The following is a 17714-nucleotide window of genomic DNA, read 5'->3' on the forward strand; positions in this document are numbered from 1 at the left end:
AACAGGATTAACAGTTAATTATGGCGAACGCTCCTCGATCCACATCCAAAAGTAGCACAGCAAAATCTTCTGAAGCTGGGAGCAAGCGTGCCTTAGTGATTGTGGAGTCGCCTGCAAAAGCGAAAACAATCAACAAATATTTAGGTTCGAACTACATTGTGAAATCATCTGTGGGTCACGTACGTGACTTACCTACAGGTGGTGGTGCAAAAACTGCTGAGAAAAAACCAGCAACACGTACCAAGCTGACGCCAGAACAAAAAGCGGAAAAATCACAACAAGCGCTGATTAACCGTATGGGTGTCGATCCTGAGCACGATTGGAAAGCCAAATACGAAGTTCTTCCTGGTAAAGAAAATGTCGTCGCCGAACTGAAAAAATTGGCATCGCAAGTCGATGAAGTCTACCTCGCAACGGATATGGACCGTGAAGGGGAAGCCATCGCTTGGCATTTAAAAGAAGTGATCGGCGGTGATGATTCACGTTATCAACGTGTGGTATTTAACGAGATTACCAAAAATGCCATTCAGGAAGCCTTTAAACAGCCGTCACGCCTAGATATCGATAAAGTCAATGCACAGCAAGCACGTCGCTTCTTAGACCGTGTGGTGGGCTTTATGATCTCGCCATTACTGTGGGAAAAAATTGCCCGTGGTTTATCGGCAGGTCGTGTACAGTCGGTTGCGGTTAAACTTGTGGTGGAACGTGAACGCGAAATCCGTAAGTTTATCCCTGAAGAATATTGGCAAGTCTTTGCAAATACTAAATCGAAGAAAGATGACATCCGTCTAGAAGCTGTGAAGCAAAATGGTAAAACCTTAAAACTTCACAACAAAGCGGAAACCGATGCGCTTCTAAATCTGATCAAAGATGCTGAATATAAAGTATCAAGTCGTGAAGATAAACCGACTAAGGTCAATCCAAGCGCACCGTATATCACATCGACCCTTCAACAAGCAGCTAGTACTCGTCTCGGTTTTTCTGTGAAGAAAACCATGATGCTCGCGCAGCGTTTGTATGAAGCTGGTTTTATTACCTATATGCGTACCGACTCGACCTTCTTAAGTGATGATGCCGTCAATATGGTGCGTGGTCATATTGAAACAGAATATGGCAATAAATACTTACCTGCTAAGCCAAACCGATATGGTAATAAGGCAGGTGCACAAGAAGCCCATGAAGCGATTCGTCCATCCAATGTAGCTTTAAAAGGTGATAGCCTTGTCGGTGTGGAACGTGATGCACAGCGCTTGTATGACCTCATTTGGCGTCAGTTTGTAGCCTGTCAGATGACACCAGCCGAATACTTGTCTTCAACTATTTTGGTTGATGCCAACGGCGTAGAACTGAAAGCCAAAGGTCGTACACTGGTATTTGACGGCTTTACCAAAGTTCGTGGTCAAAACAAATCCGATGATGATGTGTTATTGCCTGCAGTCAAAGTGGGTGAAGTACTGAAACTTGAGAAACTTGATCCTTCTCAACACTTCACCAAACCACCTGCACGCTTTACTGAAGCATCACTCGTTAAAGAACTCGAGAAAAAAGGCATTGGTCGTCCATCCACCTATGCGGCAATTATTTCCACCATTCAAGACCGTGGTTATGTGAAGCTCGACAACCGTCGTCTCTTTGCCGAGAAGATGGGTGAAATCGTCACAGATCGTCTCGATGAAAACTTTAATAACCTGATGAACTATGCGTTTACCGCAGATTTAGAAGGTCAGCTCGATAAAGTAGCCGATGGCGAACGTAATTGGAAAGAGCTTTTAAACAGTTTCTATGGCGATTTCAAACAACGTCTAACCAAAGCACAAGGTGAAGACGGCATGCGTCGTAATCAGCCAGTTGAAGTCGATGCGGTGCATTGTAAAGAGTGTGACCGTCCAATGCAGATTCGTACCGGTACCACGGGCGTATTCTTGGGCTGTTCAGGCTATAACTTACCGCCAAAAGAACGTTGTAAAGGCACATTTAACCTTACACCTGTAGAGTCTTTGGCTGCGCTGTCAGATGATGATGCGGCTGAAACTGCAGACCTGATGTCGAAAAAACGTTGTCCAATTTGTGAAACTGCAATGGATAGCTATGTGATTGATGGTGGTCGGAAACTACATGTCTGCGGCAATAACCCAGACTGTAACGGTTATGAGCTCGAAGAAGGTGAGTTCAAAATCAAAGGTTACGATGGTCCAACCATTCCATGCGACAAGTGTGATGGCGAAATGCAGTTGAAGACCGGTCGTTTTGGTCCTTACTTTGCCTGCAACAGCTGTGACAATACCCGTAAAGTATTGAAAAATGGTCAGCCTGCACCGCCGCGTGTAGATCCAATCAAAATGGAACACTTGCGTTCAACCAAACACGATGACTTCTTTGTTCTTCGTGATGGTGCAGCAGGTTTGTTCTTGGCAGCAAGTAAGTTCCCGAAAGTGCGTGAAACCCGTGCACCGAAAGTGGCAGAGCTGCGTACTGTGGCCGACCAGCTTGATCCAAAATATCAATTTATTTTGCAAGCCCCAGATGTTGACCCAGAAGGGAATCCGACATTGGTGAAATTTAGCCGTAAAAACCAAGCGCAATATATCGGCTCGGAAACACCTGAAGGCAAACAAACCAAATGGTCTATGGTCTTTAATGATGGTAAATGGGTTGAAGCCTAAAGCATATTAAATAAAAAATGCTGACTTCGGTCGGCATTTTTTATGCATAATTATGAATAATTTAAAGAATTAAAATAAGGCTAGAACTTTTATGTGGAAGAAAATCAGGATATTGATTTTATTATCCATTTTATTCATTGTGGCTATAAATGCCTATCGCGATCAAAACCAAGATTGGTCAAAACCTATTTTTGTACTTCTGCATCCCATTAATGCTGATGGTTCATCAGCCACGCAGCAATATATTCAGCAGCTCAATACGCAAGACCTCGATGGAGTACAGCAGTACTTAACTGAGCAAGCGAGCCAATATACGAATCAACCGATCAAATTTTATTTTCAGCTGGGTCGTGAGTTAAAACAATTACCACCGAAAGTCCCTGAAAATGGATCAGTGCTAGATGCAATGCTGTGGAGTTTAAAATTTCGTTATTATGCATGGCAACAAAAGCAAAGTAGTGACCCAAGCGCAAGCGTAACGCTGTATTTAAATTATTATGATCCTGCACAAATCAGTGTTTTAAAGCATTCAACTGCGTTAGAGAAAGGACGAATTGGCTCAGTGAATTTATTCGCGTCTAAGAAGAATGCTGAACGAAATAAAGTGGTTTTAGTCCATGAATTGCTGCATGCCTTTGGTGCAACAGATAAATATGATTTAGCTACCGGACAACCAATTTACCCGATTGGTTATGCTTATCCCCAACAGCAGCCTTTGTTTCCACAGGCAAAAGCAGAGTTGATGGGTGGTGTGATTCCTGTATCCAAATCCAAAAGTAAAATGCCAGAATCGATTAATGAAACGCTGATTAGTCATCTGACAGCGAAAGAAATAGGTTGGTAATCCGAAATTGTGGATAACTCAAATATTATCCACATATTGATGAAAAGATATGCACAAGCTCTTTGTTGCATAAAATATAACAGGGATTATTTCTCAGTCTGACTTCGAGCAGTGATCTGTTAAACTAAGCATCTCCCCAGCACGATGATCGAATATGAGTTTAGCCAACCTGATTGATGAATTAAACCCTCAACAAAAAACTGCTGCAACGACTGATGCAAAGCACAGTTTGGTCTTGGCGGGGGCAGGCTGTGGCAAAACCAAAACGATTGTGGCACGTGCAGCCTATTTGATTGAACAAGGCGTACCTGCCAATCAAATCCAGATTTTAACTTTTACTCGCCGCGCAGCGAGTGAAATTGTCGCGCGTGTAGAGTTGGCACTTGGGGATCAAGCCAAAGGTTTACGTGCATCTACTTTTCATACCTTTTGTATGTATTTGCTGCGCCGTATTCCCAAAGCCTTTGGTTTAGAGCAGTTCTCGATTATTGATCGTGATGATCAACTGATGATGTTCCGCCTGATTCGCGGCAAAGATGATAAGAAAAATCCCAATGGTTTACCAAAGCCGCAAGAGTTGTGTGATTTATATTCCTTTGCACGCAATACTCGTCAAAAACTCAGTATCGCGCTAGAAAAACAAATGCCTGAGCATTTGGCGTATATCAACGTGATTGGCGAGATCATGAAAGAATACGAAACACGAAAACGTGCGCGTAGTTTCTTAGATTACGATGATATTTTGGCGATTGTTGCGGCTGCACTCGCTGAGTCTGATGGTTTGGTTGATTATGTCGCTTCAATTTGTCGTCATATGCTCGTTGATGAAATGCAGGATACCAACCCTCTGCAATGGGCATTACTCGAACCCTTAAAAGACAAAATCAATTTGTTCTGTGTGGGGGATGATGCGCAGTCGATTTACGGTTTCCGTGGTGCTGATTTTGAGAATATTCATCATTTTAAAGAACGTGTACCTGATGCCGAAATTTTTAAACTTGAGAAAAATTACCGTTCTACTCAAGAGATTCTAGATTTATCCAATTGGTTACTGGATCAATCCGAAATTAAATATGACAAACGCTTAGATGCTCATCGAGGGGAAGGCATTAAACCGAAAATGCATATTTTTCCAAACGAGTTTGATGAAGCTAAATGGATCGCCATAGATATCAAAGAGCGTCACTATATTGAGGGTAGTAAGTGGTCAGACCATATGGTATTGGTGCGTTCGAGTTTTGCAGCACGTCATATTGAAGCAGCGTGTATTGCCGCGAATGTGCCTTACCGCTTTATTGGTGGTATGAAATTGCTCGAAACCGCGCATGTGAAGGACTTAATGAGTCTCTTACGTGTGATTGCCAATCCACTTGATGATATTGCGTGGATGCGTTTTCTGACGCTGTGGAATGGGGTGGGTGATGTTGGTGCGAGTAAACTTGCACAGCAACTGTTGCTTGAGCCGAATATGGATAGCATTGCCACCAAGCTTGAACAATTTGGCAAGATTCCTTTAGACACAATTCTCATCATGAAGCAGATGGATGTACTGCGTTCAGAAGTGCATGCTTGCGTAAGTTTGGCGATTCAAGCGATTGAAAATCAACTCGCTGAAAACTATAAAAAAGATTGGAGCCGTCGTCAAAGCGATTTTGAACTCGTTAAACAGTTATCATCAAAACATGGTCAACTGAGTGAGTTTTTGGAAGCTTATGTGCTCGACCCTGTGTCGATTTCAGAAATTGAACGTCAATCTGATACTGATGTTGTGACTCTTATTACTATTCACTCCGCCAAAGGGACAGAACAAAAAGTCTGTTATGTGGTCAATGTCACACCGGGGCAATATCCACATGCGCGAGCACAGGGTGATTTTGATGAAGTTGAGGAAGAACGTCGTGTGCTCTACGTGGCATTAACCCGTGCACAAAATGAATTGATTCTGACTAAACAAAATTTAAATCATTGGGCACGTGAAACGGTGGATGAAAAGGGACGCAAAGTCGAAAGTTATTTTATGAATGATTTAACCCGAAATTTATGCACCATGGAAACTCACTATAAAACCCGTCAGCAAACGGTAAAAAGTGCGTTGATTGAACGAAAATCGATTAATTTAGATTTTGGTATTGATCTCGATTAAACTAGTTCATAATCGTTTTATGCAAAAAGTAGAGTAGGCGCGTGCTTTTTGAATTATTTTGCCTATCTTCTTAAGGTTATCCGATGAAAATTTTAGTTCGTAACTTAGAACGTACTGTGACTGAAGCTGAATTGCTTGAATTGTTTAAAGCTTATGGCACCGTAGACACATGTACATTGGTACTTGATGCTGAAACAGGCAAGTCTAAAGGCTTTGCCTTTGTAGAAATGCCGAATGGTCGTGAAGCGGTAAAAGCCATCAAAGGTCTTAATACACTTCGTTTGCACGGTCATGGAATTCGTGTCAAACAAGCTGAAGAAAAGCCTGAAGCGAAATAATCAAAGGAGCGTAAAGCTCCTTTTTTTATCACTCGAAAAGTTACGATTTCAATTGTGAAAAATAGGGGATTAAGAAGAGAATCCGTATAAATTCCAAAATAGATGTTTCATTTTGATTGTAAAAAAACTGTCCAAGATTTAAGTTATAAACGCCAAAATTTGTTTTAACCCTAGGATATATCCATGAGTCGTGTTGCTCGCTATCATGCGGACCGTACCAATCAAAAACTCTACTTTGCCCGTCTTTCCTGCCAACAAGCTGAACAAGTGGATCACGTACAGCAAGCGCAAGCCCATCGTGAAGCGGCTGTATTTCATTTGCATGGTGCGGTGTTGGCATTCTTACAAGAATTGGTTCGTTACTATCGCTTGAATGATTTGAGTCCAACGCTGAAGTCTATTGAAGAACATATGGCTGCCAAAGGTCAGGTATCCCCTGAAGTTGTGGTGATGCAACAGTTGTCTAAAGATGGTTTTATTGCTGAATTAAAACGTGCATATCGTCTTTGTCAGTACACGCCTGAACCAAGCGTGCCAGAACCTGAAGATGAAACCTCATCGAATCTGATTATTAAAGTGACTCAAACAACGCAAGCATGGTTGCCTGATACTGCGATACTACGTGAATGGCATCGTGAGTTAACTCAGCTTATTGATGGTTTTCGTAATGAAATGGTTGAGTTTTAAGAGACGATTGTTCGCTTAAAATAGACCTATCTTGAAATTGAATCATTGAGCCCCATATTAAATCATCTAAACGTTTAAAAATGCACTTGTCTATATGACCATGTTGAACATGGAGGATCTATGTCTATTGAACAATTGAAAGAATTATTTGGTAATCAAGACGCGATTTTAGAACTTGTTCAACTTGAAAATGGTGAATTGGCTTTACGTAATGCAGGCTCTGAAACTCAGCCGCTTTTAACCATTCAATTTAATGATGAAGTGAAGAAACTATTGGGTGATCAAGTGCCAGTTATTGCTCAACATATGATTCAAGCTGCATTATTTGGTTTGCTGGAAAAAGAAGTTAATGAAATGCAGGCAGAAATCGTGGATCAAAAACCAAAATTTTATAGCTAACAGATATCAATAAAAAAAGCGCACTTTAAAGTGCGCTTTTTTTATGGGTGATGATTTAGTGTGAAGGGCTATGCTCATGCGCAATGTGGATCTGATGCAAAATATGTTCGCTCATATTTTTTGCCATTTCCTCTTTTGCATAATAAACCTGACCAACATTGTCACGACGAATGACCTCAGCTTCTTCCTTGCTTTCAGCACATAGCAAGACCTGAATTTTAGGATTTAAAGTTTTTGCGATATCCACGATTTTATGAATGTCGATAATGTCCATCGGGGAGATCACGAGCAGGCGTGCATGCTGAATATGTGCTTGAATTAAAACGCTAGGTTCAGTGGCTGCACCTGAAACGGCAGCAATACCTTTAGCACGTAAATTTTCTACAATCTCACGATTTTCTTCTGCAATCACGACTTTAATGTTTTGATCCATTAAAGAGCGAGTCACACGACGACCGACCTCACCATGACCAATCATCACCACCTGATCGCGCAGGTAGTCCTGTGAGACCTCATCTGGAAGCATCGCCAAGGGGTCACCACTACGTTCAAGTAAACGTGCCAATGACGAGCGCTCACGAATCCATGTTTGAACTGGTTCAATTGCAGAGAAAATAAATGAGTTCAAAGTAATTGAAATGAGTGCACCTGCCAAAATTAGGTTTTGGCCTTCAAGCGACAGTAAGTTCAGTGACACACCAAGCGCTGCCAAAATAAATGAGAATTCACCAATTTGTGCAAGCGATGCCCCAACTGTAAGAGCAGTATTGATTGGATAACGGAAGAATAAAACCAATGCCATGGCCGCAATGGTCTTACCAATCATAATGATGCCAACAACAGAGAGTACATGTAGGGGTTGTTCAATCAAAATTCTTGGGTCGAATAACATCCCGACTGAAACGAAGAATAAAATTGAAAAAATTTCACGCAAAGGTAAAGTTTCTTCTTCAGCACGATGGCTAAAGTCAGATTCTTTAACCACCATCCCCGCGAAGAATGCACCGAGTGCCATTGAAACACCAAAGACTTTGTATGCACCGAAGGCAATCGAAATTGCTGCTGCCACCACTGTTAAGGTAAAGAGTTCACGAGAACCTAAGCGGGCAACAAACTGCATGATCATTGGCACTAAACGTTTACCAATAATCAGCATGAAAGCAATAAAGCCGGCTACTTTGAGCAAGGTAATGCCTAAGGTGATCCAGACATTCTGATCGCTACTACTACCTTGCAGTGCCTGACCACCGAGCAATACTGCGGTTGCAGGTAGCAATACCAATGCCAGAACCATGACCAGATCTTCAACCAGCAGCCAGCCAACGGCGATTTTACCGTTAATGGACTCGAGTAGACCACGATCGCCAAGGGCTTTCAGGAGTACAACGGTACTGGCACACGATAGACTCAGACCAAAGACCAGGGCAGTACCAAAACTCCAGCCCCAGAGCATAGAGACACCAACACCGAGCAAGGTTGCTACTGCAATTTGCAGAATCGCACCAGGCAGGGCAATACGCCTTACCTGCATCAGGTCATTGAGGGAAAAGTGCATCCCGACACCAAACATCAGGAACATGACGCCGAGTTCAGCCAACTGATTGGCAAGATTAATTTCACCGACAATACCCGGTGTGTTCGGGCTAATGATAATGCCCGCAATTAAATATCCGATAAGAGGGGGGAGTCGTAAGCGTGCTGCTATATAGCCAAACACAAGTGCAAGACCAAAACCTACCGCTAGTAATATGATGAGATCTACGTCATGTGGCACTCAACACTCCTTTTTTGTCTTGCATGAGAGGGAAATAAGCACAAAAAGTGCCAAAACAGTTTGAAATTTTAGCAATTTGCATAAAAAAAATGCAAAAAAAAACGACCTGTGAGGGTCGCTTTTTTCAAAAAACTAAAATTATTTAATTTTAGCTTCTTTGAAGATTACATGTTGACGGATTTTTGGATCAAATTTTTTGATTTCCATTTTTTCCGGCATAGTACGTTTGTTCTTAGTAGTGGTATAGAAATAACCTGTACCAGCTGAAGAAACTAAGCGAATCTTATCACGCATTGTCCTGACTCCTTACTTAGATCTTTTGACCTTGAGCACGAAGGTCAGCAACAACCTTTTCGATACCCAATTTGTCGATAATACGCATACCTTTAGTAGTTAGACGAAGACGTACGAAACGTTTTTCGCTTTCTAACCAGAAACGGTGGTGGTGCAGGTTCGGCTCGAACCGGCGCTTAGTTTTGTTGTTGGCGTGTGAGACGTTGTTACCAACGACTGGACGCTTGCCGGTAACTTGGCAAACCTTAGACATGGTGTAACTCCATTGATTCAGCCAACAGCAAATCTGTATGGCCAGTCAAAAATAAACGGATTGAATTCATTCAAGGGGCGTTTTATACCAAAAATGCGCTTAAAAGACAAGCGATTTCAGCTAAAACGAAACATGAGCTAGTTTGATAGCTCATGCCTTGATCAGTTAACGAAGAAGAGTCTTCGAAATCAGTTTATGAATCGGCTTATTAAACGGCGGGAGAATGTATTTTAAGCTATACAGCTTAGGATTGGACATTACAGACCGTTCATGCGACAAACTGAAGAAGCCTTCAGGTCCATGATACTTGCCCATACCAGAGGCACCAATGCCTCCAAATGGCAGGTCATCTTGTGCAACATGGGTCAGAACAGTATTTTGCCCGAAGTGCCCTGAATGTGTTCGCTGTGCGACATAATCGGCACGCGCTTGATCAAAGTCGAAATAGTATAATGCAAGAGGACGCGGACGGCTATTAATAAACTCGATTACATCGTCAATTTGATCATATTCCATGATTGGAAGCAGTGGACCAAAGATTTCATTCTGCATAATTTGCATATCTGGCGTGACATTGGTCAGAATGGTCGGTGCAATTTTGCGTAAGTCAGCAGCATTTTCATTACGCGGATTAATTTCAATAATATTTGCCCCATTGTTACGAGCATCTTCTAAATAGCCTTGCAGACGGTTGTACTGTTTATCATTAATAATCGAGGTGTAATCCTGATTATGCGTGATATCTGGGTACATGGTTTCAACAAAGTGTTTAAAGTGCTCAATAAATTCAGCTGTTTTACCACGCGGTAAGAACATATAGTCGGGCGCAACACAGGTTTGGCCTGCATTCCACAGTTTACCTACTGCAATACGTTCTGCGACATCTTTCAAATCGATTGATGGATGAACCAGCACAGGGGACTTACCACCAAGTTCTAAAATGACAGGCACTAAGTTTTCAGCTGCAGCAGCCATTACCGTTTTTCCGACAGATGTCGAACCTGTGAAAATCATTTTATCGAAAGGTAATCGGCAGAATGCATCAGAAATTGCACCACCACCATTGACCACCGCTACCAATTCTTTTGGGAAAGCTTCAGCAAGTGCTTTTTCAAGGACATTACCAAACGCTGCAGATGCACTCGAAATTTTGATCATGGCATGGTTACCTGCAGCCAAGGCACAAATTAAAGGCCCAACTGAAAGTAATAAAGGATAATTCCACGGTGCCATAATGCCGATCACACCTAAAGGTTGATATTGCACCCAGGCTTTTGCAGGTTGGTGAATAATTCCGATATGACGCTTTGACGGTTTCATCCAATTGGTCAAATTTTTACTATAATATTTAATTTGTTCAAGACAGGTGAGTAGTTCACCGATCTTCGTTTCACCAATGGAACGATTACCGTAATCTTGATTAATTGCATCAGCAAATTGATCTTGATACTTAACTAAGATACGCTTGAGACGTGCTAAACGATCGATACGTTCCTTTGCAGTCGGTAGTGGATAGCGCGAATAAGCGTGTTTTTGTTGTGTCAGTATGTCGTTTAAATGCTGACGATCAAAAAGATGGGGTGTCATTGAGCTTGTTTTTGTGTGACTGTTCATGCCGCACTACCATATTGAAAAATCGATTAATTATTTTTTAGAGTAAATACTCTAAATAGTCAAGTTACTTTATGTGTTAGCCTACTAATGCATTTGCTGAATGGTTATTTTAGGATGTCCCATACCAAAACGTTAAAAACCAAAGAACGTATATTGCAGTTGAGTTTGCAGTTGTTTAACGAGCGTGGCGAACGTTCCGTGACCACCAATCATATTGCTGCTGAATTGGGAATGAGTCCTGGCAACTTGTATTACCATTTCCGTAATAAAAACGAGATCATTAAAGAATTAATGGAGCAATACCAAAAGCAAACTTTGGAAATGCTCGCATTACCGGATGATCGTCAACTTGATGCCAATGACAAAATTCACTACTTCCAAGTGTTAAGTAGTCAGTTGTGGGCATATCGTTTTTTACATCGTGATGTCTATCACTTGGTAGAAAACAATGAAGATTTCCGTCGTTTGTATCCGCGCTTTGCGGGTGAAGTGATGCAGCAGGGGCAGAAAATTTATAAAGCCTTTGTAAATGCAGGCTTAATGGAAATGACTGATTCTGAAATTGAAGCACTGATCATTAACTTATGGATTGTGCTGACCAACTGGACCAACTTCCTGTATATGTCGGGCCATATTACCGATTCGAATACCTTGGAAGAAAAATGGGTTTGGCAAGCGCTACGTCAGATGGTGTTCTTGGAAGGTGCGTACTTACGTGGTGAGAGTCGTCAAACCTATGAAAGCTTACTCAATAGCATGGGTGGCTCAGAATTGTTTGCAAGTCTTTCATCGATTAAGAATACGGATGCTGAATCAGCTATTCAGAATCTGTAAGAAACGCGCTAGAATGCTCGGCTTATTTTTTAATTTAACTGATTAGTGACTTTAACCACCATGAATATGACGACTGCCAATACCGCACGTTTATTGATTACTTGTGAAGACAAGCCAGGCATCGTACAGGCTGTGTCTAGCTTCTTATATCATCAAGGCGCAAACATTACTGCACTTGATCAATATGCGACGGAAGCACAAGGCGGGCGTTATTTCATGCGCGTTGAGTTTGAACTCGACAACTTACAAAGCCGTAAAGAAAGTTTAATTCAAACTTTTGCTGTAAATGTTGCAGAACGCTATGAAATGCAATGGCGTTTAGCACTCGTCAGTGATGTGAAGAAAGTCGGGATTTTGGTGTCTAAAGTTGACCATGCCTTACTTGAACTGCTTTGGCGTCATGCGCGTGGCGGTTTGCCATGTGAAATTACCAAAGTGGTTTCAAACCATGAAACACTACGTGAATCGGTTGAAAACTTCGGTATTCCATTTGAAGTTGTGCCAGTAAACAAAGAAAACAAACGCGAAGCTTATGCAAAAATTGATGAGTTGATGCAAGGCAATGACTTGTTGATTTTAGCGCGTTATATGCAAATTCTTGATGAAGAGTTTGTACAAAAATGGGAAATGAAAGTGATCAATATTCACCATTCATTCCTCCCTGCTTTTGTGGGCGCAAACCCTTATAAACAAGCACATGAGAAAGGCGTGAAGTTGATTGGTGCTACAGCGCACTACGTAACAGCAGATCTTGACCAAGGTCCAATCATTGAGCAAGACGTAGAGCGTGTAAACCATGACTTTACTGTTGAGCAATTACGTGAATTGGGTCAGGACGTAGAGCGTAATGTCTTGGCACGCGCAGTAAAATGGCATCTGGAAGATCGTATTATTGTCGATGGCAATAAAACTGTTGTTTTCCAATAAAACAATGAAACATCAAAAAGGCATACTTTAAGTATGCCTTTTTTGTATCTGCGTCAAAAAAATACTGGAAAGATGACATTAGTAGTTGCAAATGAAAACACTTCTCATTTATTATTGGCGTACTTTAATTGTGCTAACCGATGCGCTTAATTGATCTTTTCTAAAATAGATTAGATTGATCCATCGAGGTAATAGATTTAATGAGTCAAATTGCTGCGCCCCAAATGCCTACACCGCCGAATCAGATGAAGAAAAAAGCAATCTCTATCGTAGCGGCTGTTTTAATCGGGCATGTGGGTGTGATCTGGGGTGTTAGCCAGATGAAAGCCCCTGAACTGGCTCCTATTGATAAGAAGCCCTTAAAAGTGCGCTTTGTAAAATTGCAAGAATCTCCACGTCCATTACCGCCTAAGCCGAAAGCAGAACCAAAAAAAGAGCCGCCAAAGCCTAAAGAAGTTAAGATTGTAGAAAAACCTGTACCAGCACCACCAAAAAAAGTTGAAAAAGTTCAACAAGTGCAAAAGCAAACTGCACCAAAAACAGTGACAGCACCACCGATAGAAGCAAAACCGACACCAGCACCTGTTGTGCCTACGGTAGTCACTGAAACAAAAGTAAAACCTGCGCCAGCACCTGTTACGCCACCAGCACCTGTTACGCCACCAGCACCGGCTACGCCGCCTGCACCTCCAGCGCCACCTGCACCGAAGAATGTTTCTCTCGGGGGCGGGGTAAGTTGGTTGCGTGCGCCAAAAGTGTCAATGTCTCCAGGTGAACTTCGCTCGAGTTGTTCAATGGTGGTGGATATTACTGCGAATGAGCAAGGTAAAGTAACGACTGCTACAGCACGAAATTCATCATGTAGCCCTGCAGTGAACCGTAAAGTGGAATCTGCAGTGCGACGTGCACAACTCACCAAATATGTTGAAAATGGTGTGGCATACCCAATACGTGGTGTGGAACAACCATTCGATTTTCAAGTGAAATAAATTACGGCTAACCCATTAGGAGTTCGAGTATGAACTTTTCAGTTTATTGGCAACATGCAGATGCAGTGAGTAAAACACTGTATTTCGTATTATTGGCAATGTCGATTGCAACGTGGACCATTGTGGTTTTACGTTTGCTTGGTACACGTCAATTAAAACAAATTGCGTATGCTCAATTATCTGAAGCATTAGATAAGCTGAAAGCTAAATTTGCTCCATTAGCATTTGAACAACGTAAGGCAGTGGCTGAACAAGCGCTTTTACGTCAAATTGCTGTTGAAAAAGCCAATGCTGAAAAAGGTATTGCAGTGCTCGGTACATTGGCTTCAATTGCACCATTCGTTGGTTTGTTCGGTACAGTATGGGGTATTTTCCACGCCCTAGTTGCTGTCGGTCGTAGCGGTCAAGCAGGCCTTGCTCAAGTGGCGACACCTGTAGGTGAAGCATTGATTATGACTGGTCTTGGTTTGGCTGTGGCTATTCCAGCAGTATTGGCATACAACATCTGCGTACGTGCAAACCGTACACTGAGCAATGAATTACAAGATCATGCGCATAGCTTATTGATCGATACCATGTTGCAACAGGAATCAGCACAAAAAGCTGAAGCGAAAGTTGCGCAAAGCAGTTTAGTTGGAGGTCAAGCTTAATGGCTTTTCAATTGGGTGAAGACAACGATACAGGCATGAATGAGATGAATCTCATTCCCTTGATCGACATTATGTTGGTATTGATGATCATCTTCTTGGTGACAGCAACCGTTGCTAACCCATCAATTCCATTAACCTTGCCGCAAACAGATGCTAAAGTGATCGACTTGCCACCTGAAAATGTCACCATCAGCATTAATGCGCAAGGTGATGTTGCTTGGAATGGTAATGTTGTATCACTTGATGAGTTAGAAAGTCGCTTTAATACTGCAGGGCAGGCACAGCGTCAACCGACCATCGTGCTCAAAGCAGATAAAGAATCACGTTATGATGTGGTTGCTCAAGTGATGTCACGTGCGAGTGGAGCCGGACTCAGTGATATTGCATTCGCAACAGATCATTAAATATAAAACAAAAAAAGCGACCATTTCAGTCGCTTTTTTTATATCAATTACTTCAGTAATTCGACAAACTTACTGCGCAATTTATTCAGTTTTGGTGGAATGGCAAAATTGCAATAGCCTTGGTTTGGGTTACGTGCAAAGAAATTTTGATGATATTCCTCAGCAGGGTAGAAGGTCGGTGCTGGACTCAATTCAGTTACGACTTGTATGCCCTCTGCTTGAAGTGTATTAATCATCTCTTGTGCCTGATCACGTTGTTCATCACTCAAATAGAAAATCACAGAACGATACTGTGTACCGACATCATTGCCTTGACGATTGAGTGTGGTTGGATCATGTGTGGCAAAAAAGACATCTAAAATCTGTTTGAAGCTAATTTGGCTGTCATCAAAGTCGATTAAAATAACTTCTGCATGGTTGGTATCGCCGCGACAAATATCATCATAGCTTGGGTTTGTTGTGTGACCACCTGCATAGCCACTGACGACTTTTTCAATCCCTTGAACTTGTAAAAAAACAGCTTCCGTACACCAAAAGCAGCCACCACCTAACAGTGCTTGTTGCATGCCTCTATCCTTAATGTAATTCAATGAACTTAAGCTCGATTGTATACTGAAAATCTTGGAAGTAAAAAAGCCTGACGAATCAGGCTTTTATTTTTGCATTAGCGAGGTTGTACAGCACTGGTAAATTGCAAGACAGGATTACCGTTTCGATCGAATAATTTCAGGGTCTTATTAAAGACTTGGTAATGGGTCACTTTTGCTAAAGCATCTTGGAACTTTTGTTCCACACCACTGGTGTTGTTTAAGCATGCCATACGTGTGGTGGCTAACTGGCTTAAGCTCAATGTATCACGTCCAGCCGTATAACTACCCATTAAGCGGTTACAGCCATCTGAGCCGCTAAGGCGCTGTGTCGTGCCGTCAAATTGTAAACTTGGAATATTTCGAACTGATGGATCGCTTTTAATTTCAAACATGCCAATATGTGTAGCAATCCAAGTGCCATGTTGAAGTTGTAATAGATTTGCGGCTTCAATTGTTTGAGATGGGCCTTCAACAGGCGTACTTTGACAAGCGGTCAGAATCAGACTGCTTCCTAAAAGGCTGGTGGCTATGAGTTTTTTTAGCATCGTAAAGGCTTTTATTGTCAGGAAACATTTGATTATATAAACAAATTTAATTTCGCTCGGCTAGTTAAATTTACAAAATTAGAATGAATTTATTGATCTTAAGGCTTTAGATTTTTTCGCATCAATTCCGAATATTGTTGACTACTTATATTGCTGCCAAAAGGGACTTTAGGGTTTACATGGGCTTTTTGATACCACGTTGCAATATCCCATTCGTGGTGAATAGCATGTAAGTCATAGAGATAATTAGGCAAGTAACCTGAAACAATCAGTCGATAATCGGTTGGAATTGGTTTATTCGAAACAGCCTGAACCATATCAAAGACCAATGTGGTGCAGTTGCTGGTCAATGTGTTATACCATTTAGGTTCAGCACGTAAATCATCAGCTTTTTTCAAATAGGCATTAAACAAGGCCTTGGCTTCGTTTTTTTGCATATTAACCGGGAAGAAATAAACCTGTTCACCACGAATATTACTTCGGGTATAGACAATATCCTTTTCATCAGACGCGATTAGACTTAATTCAAACTTTCTAAAAAAACCACCAATCGCAGAGAAATCTTCATCTTTTTCTTTACGAATTTCGATGGAGAAGGTTAGGGGTTTTTGATCAGCAAAATCAAAGCTAATGAGGGTATGTGCAATTTTAGGTCCCATCCAATAGGAGGTAATCACATTGACGCCTGTGATTTGATTCAGGTCAAACTGACGTGTTTCCCAACGTTCAGTATAACTGCCATCATGATGCCAATCGAAATTACGGACATTGTGTAAGGTAACCAGATCGCCTTGCTGTTCATAATGCAGCATTTCAGCAACTTCAGCATTCCACACCCGATCTTGACGCGCTTCTATATTAAAGTACCAAACTAAGCTTAAAGCAAAAATGAGAATGTAGATGAGAATATCTAAAGGGCGTGAAATTAGATGACGACTAAAATAAATACCCAGTACAACACAGCTCAGTGCAATCCAAAGTACGATTAAAACGCTACTGAACAGCAGACCTAAAGGTTGCTGAATCCAAATGGCAAGACTCAGCCAAAGACTAGAGCCAATCACAAACACAACAAATACTGCATGAAATAGCCGAGTGAGCCAAAGGACTACAGTATTTGTGGGTGTTTGCATAATCAGGACTTTATTAAAAATTTATGCTTTATTTTCTGTAGGTTGCGAACTCAAAAGCAATGCCTGTTTTGTCGTCAATATGTGACTCGGATGCGATCTTTTTAAACTCAGTTGGTATAGCTGGATAATGTGCATCACCTTGAACATCGAGTTCAACATGGGTCAATTCTAGACGATCTGCAATGTTAATCGTTTGTTTAAAGATTTCACCGCCACCGATAATAAAGACTGTGTCAGGTTTTTCAGATGCTTTTACATCAGAGACTGCTTGTGACAACGCATCTTCAATGCTGTAGGCCACTTTAGCACCTTCAAAAGACCAGTTTTGATCGCGCGTGATAATCCAATTCACACGTTTTGGCAGGGTGCGCCCCATTGACTCTAGGGTCTTACGCCCCATGACCACCACGCCACCTTGGGTAATTTCCTTAAAATGTTTGAGGTCGGCTGAAATATGCCAAGGCAAGTCATTTCCTTTACCGATGCAGTGTTGCTGATCCATTGCGACGACGTGTACGACTTCTAAACCTTGAAATGCCATGCAGAAATTATCCAAATAAGAAAACAGAAATTTTGTCTATTAAAATGCAAAATCCCCCTTTAAGAAAGGGGGATTGATGCGATCTGGAAAAT

At 41.7% G+C, this 17714-nt stretch carries 19 protein-coding genes; 11 read left to right on the top strand and 8 right to left on the bottom strand.

Annotated elements, in window-relative coordinates; translation table 11 throughout:
• Positions 1-20: 20 nt before the first annotated feature.
• The 6 genes from topA to A3K93_RS01495 all read left to right on the top strand — a co-directional run bounded on the left by topA (position 21) and on the right by A3K93_RS01495 (position 7074).
• A complete protein-coding gene (gene topA, locus A3K93_RS01470) occupies positions 21-2663 on the top strand; it encodes a type I DNA topoisomerase (protein ID WP_067728271.1) in 2643 nt (880 codons plus the stop codon).
• 91 nt (positions 2664-2754) lie between these two features.
• Positions 2755-3507 carry a hypothetical protein gene (locus tag A3K93_RS01475; RefSeq protein ID WP_067728273.1) on the top strand — a complete coding sequence of 251 codons (753 nt, stop codon included), beginning with the start codon at positions 2755-2757 and terminating at the stop codon, positions 3505-3507.
• 154 nt (positions 3508-3661) lie between these two features.
• Positions 3662-5650, top strand: a complete 1989-nt coding sequence (locus A3K93_RS01480) for an ATP-dependent helicase (protein WP_067728275.1) — start codon at positions 3662-3664, stop codon at positions 5648-5650.
• Between the two features lie 83 nt (positions 5651-5733).
• Complete coding sequence (locus A3K93_RS01485; protein WP_067728277.1) at positions 5734-5988, top strand: RNA recognition motif domain-containing protein; 255 nt, start codon at positions 5734-5736, stop codon at positions 5986-5988.
• A gap of 183 nt (positions 5989-6171) precedes the next feature.
• A complete protein-coding gene (locus tag A3K93_RS01490) occupies positions 6172-6675 on the top strand; it encodes a DUF6586 family protein (RefSeq protein WP_067728279.1) in 504 nt (167 codons plus the stop codon).
• Between the two features lie 120 nt (positions 6676-6795).
• Positions 6796-7074, top strand: a complete 279-nt coding sequence (locus A3K93_RS01495) for a hypothetical protein (protein WP_067728281.1) — start codon at positions 6796-6798, stop codon at positions 7072-7074.
• Between the two features lie 55 nt (positions 7075-7129).
• Here A3K93_RS01495 and A3K93_RS01500 read toward each other — a convergent pair whose 3' ends face one another.
• From A3K93_RS01500 to A3K93_RS01515, 4 genes are all read right to left on the bottom strand, one after another.
• Positions 7130-8848 (bottom strand): cation:proton antiporter, encoded by a 1719-nt coding sequence (locus tag A3K93_RS01500; RefSeq protein ID WP_067728283.1) that lies wholly within the window; start codon positions 8846-8848, stop codon positions 7130-7132.
• Positions 8849-8986: 138 nt separating this feature from the next.
• Complete coding sequence (rpmG, locus tag A3K93_RS01505) at positions 8987-9142, bottom strand: 50S ribosomal protein L33 (protein ID WP_001205031.1); 156 nt, start codon at positions 9140-9142, stop codon at positions 8987-8989.
• Between the two features lie 16 nt (positions 9143-9158).
• The gene (gene rpmB / locus A3K93_RS01510) at positions 9159-9395 is read right to left on the bottom strand and encodes a 50S ribosomal protein L28 (protein ID WP_000048256.1); all 237 of its coding nucleotides are present in this window, start codon (positions 9393-9395) and stop codon (positions 9159-9161) included.
• Positions 9396-9560: 165 nt separating this feature from the next.
• Positions 9561-11009: a coniferyl aldehyde dehydrogenase gene (locus tag A3K93_RS01515; RefSeq protein WP_067728285.1), complete on the bottom strand. Its 1449-nt coding sequence runs from the start codon at positions 11007-11009 to the stop codon at positions 9561-9563.
• 114 nt (positions 11010-11123) lie between these two features.
• Between A3K93_RS01515 and A3K93_RS01520 the strand changes: the two genes are divergently transcribed.
• From A3K93_RS01520 to A3K93_RS01540, 5 genes are all read left to right on the top strand, one after another.
• Positions 11124-11843 carry a TetR/AcrR family transcriptional regulator gene (locus A3K93_RS01520; RefSeq protein WP_067728287.1) on the top strand — a complete coding sequence of 240 codons (720 nt, stop codon included), beginning with the start codon at positions 11124-11126 and terminating at the stop codon, positions 11841-11843.
• Between the two features lie 60 nt (positions 11844-11903).
• Positions 11904-12770: a formyltetrahydrofolate deformylase gene (purU, locus tag A3K93_RS01525; protein ID WP_067728289.1), complete on the top strand. Its 867-nt coding sequence runs from the start codon at positions 11904-11906 to the stop codon at positions 12768-12770.
• Positions 12771-12970: 200 nt separating this feature from the next.
• On the top strand, positions 12971-13759 hold the full coding sequence (locus A3K93_RS01530; RefSeq protein WP_067728291.1) for a TonB family protein: 789 nt from the start codon (positions 12971-12973) through the stop codon (positions 13757-13759).
• A gap of 29 nt (positions 13760-13788) precedes the next feature.
• On the top strand, positions 13789-14409 hold the full coding sequence (locus A3K93_RS01535) for a MotA/TolQ/ExbB proton channel family protein (RefSeq protein WP_067728292.1): 621 nt from the start codon (positions 13789-13791) through the stop codon (positions 14407-14409).
• Positions 14409-14813, top strand: a complete 405-nt coding sequence (locus tag A3K93_RS01540; protein WP_067728294.1) for an ExbD/TolR family protein — start codon at positions 14409-14411, stop codon at positions 14811-14813. The genes A3K93_RS01535 and A3K93_RS01540 overlap by 1 nt, the downstream gene beginning before the upstream one ends.
• 47 nt (positions 14814-14860) lie before the next feature.
• Here A3K93_RS01540 and msrA read toward each other — a convergent pair whose 3' ends face one another.
• The 4 genes from msrA to A3K93_RS01560 all read right to left on the bottom strand — a co-directional run bounded on the left by msrA (position 14861) and on the right by A3K93_RS01560 (position 17622).
• Positions 14861-15379, bottom strand: coding sequence for a peptide-methionine (S)-S-oxide reductase MsrA (gene msrA, locus A3K93_RS01545; RefSeq protein WP_067728296.1), 519 nt, complete (start codon positions 15377-15379; stop codon positions 14861-14863).
• A 98-nt stretch (positions 15380-15477) separates the two neighbouring features.
• Positions 15478-15948 (bottom strand): META domain-containing protein, encoded by a 471-nt coding sequence (locus A3K93_RS01550; protein ID WP_067728298.1) that lies wholly within the window; start codon positions 15946-15948, stop codon positions 15478-15480.
• A 98-nt stretch (positions 15949-16046) separates the two neighbouring features.
• Positions 16047-17081, bottom strand: coding sequence for an Lnb N-terminal periplasmic domain-containing protein (locus A3K93_RS01555; RefSeq protein ID WP_067728300.1), 1035 nt, complete (start codon positions 17079-17081; stop codon positions 16047-16049).
• Positions 17082-17109: 28 nt separating this feature from the next.
• Positions 17110-17622 carry a dihydrofolate reductase gene (locus tag A3K93_RS01560; protein WP_067728302.1) on the bottom strand — a complete coding sequence of 171 codons (513 nt, stop codon included), beginning with the start codon at positions 17620-17622 and terminating at the stop codon, positions 17110-17112.
• Positions 17623-17714 lie beyond the last annotated feature (92 nt).

Source organism: Acinetobacter sp. NCu2D-2 (assembly GCF_001647675.1).
In the GTDB taxonomy this organism is placed as follows: domain Bacteria; phylum Pseudomonadota; class Gammaproteobacteria; order Pseudomonadales; family Moraxellaceae; genus Acinetobacter.

What these genes read in the sequence shown, in the direction of transcription:
- topA (WP_067728271.1), top strand. Translation starts at nt 21, where the DNA reads ATGGCGAACGCTCCTCGATCCACATCCAAAAGTAGCACAGCAAAATCT.
- A3K93_RS01475 (WP_067728273.1), top strand. Translation starts at nt 2,755, where the DNA reads ATGTGGAAGAAAATCAGGATATTGATTTTATTATCCATTTTATTCATT.
- A3K93_RS01480 (WP_067728275.1), top strand. Translation starts at nt 3,662, where the DNA reads ATGAGTTTAGCCAACCTGATTGATGAATTAAACCCTCAACAAAAAACT.
- A3K93_RS01485 (WP_067728277.1), top strand. Translation starts at nt 5,734, where the DNA reads ATGAAAATTTTAGTTCGTAACTTAGAACGTACTGTGACTGAAGCTGAA.
- A3K93_RS01490 (WP_067728279.1), top strand. Translation starts at nt 6,172, where the DNA reads ATGAGTCGTGTTGCTCGCTATCATGCGGACCGTACCAATCAAAAACTC.
- A3K93_RS01495 (WP_067728281.1), top strand. Translation starts at nt 6,796, where the DNA reads ATGTCTATTGAACAATTGAAAGAATTATTTGGTAATCAAGACGCGATT.
- rpmG (WP_001205031.1), bottom strand. Translation starts at nt 9,142, where the DNA reads ATGCGTGATAAGATTCGCTTAGTTTCTTCAGCTGGTACAGGTTATTTC.
- rpmB (WP_000048256.1), bottom strand. Translation starts at nt 9,395, where the DNA reads ATGTCTAAGGTTTGCCAAGTTACCGGCAAGCGTCCAGTCGTTGGTAAC.
- A3K93_RS01515 (WP_067728285.1), bottom strand. Translation starts at nt 11,009, where the DNA reads ATGAACAGTCACACAAAAACAAGCTCAATGACACCCCATCTTTTTGAT.
- A3K93_RS01520 (WP_067728287.1), top strand. Translation starts at nt 11,124, where the DNA reads ATGTCCCATACCAAAACGTTAAAAACCAAAGAACGTATATTGCAGTTG.
- purU (WP_067728289.1), top strand. Translation starts at nt 11,904, where the DNA reads ATGAATATGACGACTGCCAATACCGCACGTTTATTGATTACTTGTGAA.
- A3K93_RS01530 (WP_067728291.1), top strand. Translation starts at nt 12,971, where the DNA reads ATGAGTCAAATTGCTGCGCCCCAAATGCCTACACCGCCGAATCAGATG.
- A3K93_RS01535 (WP_067728292.1), top strand. Translation starts at nt 13,789, where the DNA reads ATGAACTTTTCAGTTTATTGGCAACATGCAGATGCAGTGAGTAAAACA.
- A3K93_RS01540 (WP_067728294.1), top strand. Translation starts at nt 14,409, where the DNA reads ATGGCTTTTCAATTGGGTGAAGACAACGATACAGGCATGAATGAGATG.
- msrA (WP_067728296.1), bottom strand. Translation starts at nt 15,379, where the DNA reads ATGCAACAAGCACTGTTAGGTGGTGGCTGCTTTTGGTGTACGGAAGCT.
- A3K93_RS01550 (WP_067728298.1), bottom strand. Translation starts at nt 15,948, where the DNA reads ATGCTAAAAAAACTCATAGCCACCAGCCTTTTAGGAAGCAGTCTGATT.
- A3K93_RS01555 (WP_067728300.1), bottom strand. Translation starts at nt 17,081, where the DNA reads ATGCAAACACCCACAAATACTGTAGTCCTTTGGCTCACTCGGCTATTT.
- A3K93_RS01560 (WP_067728302.1), bottom strand. Translation starts at nt 17,622, where the DNA reads ATGGCATTTCAAGGTTTAGAAGTCGTACACGTCGTCGCAATGGATCAG.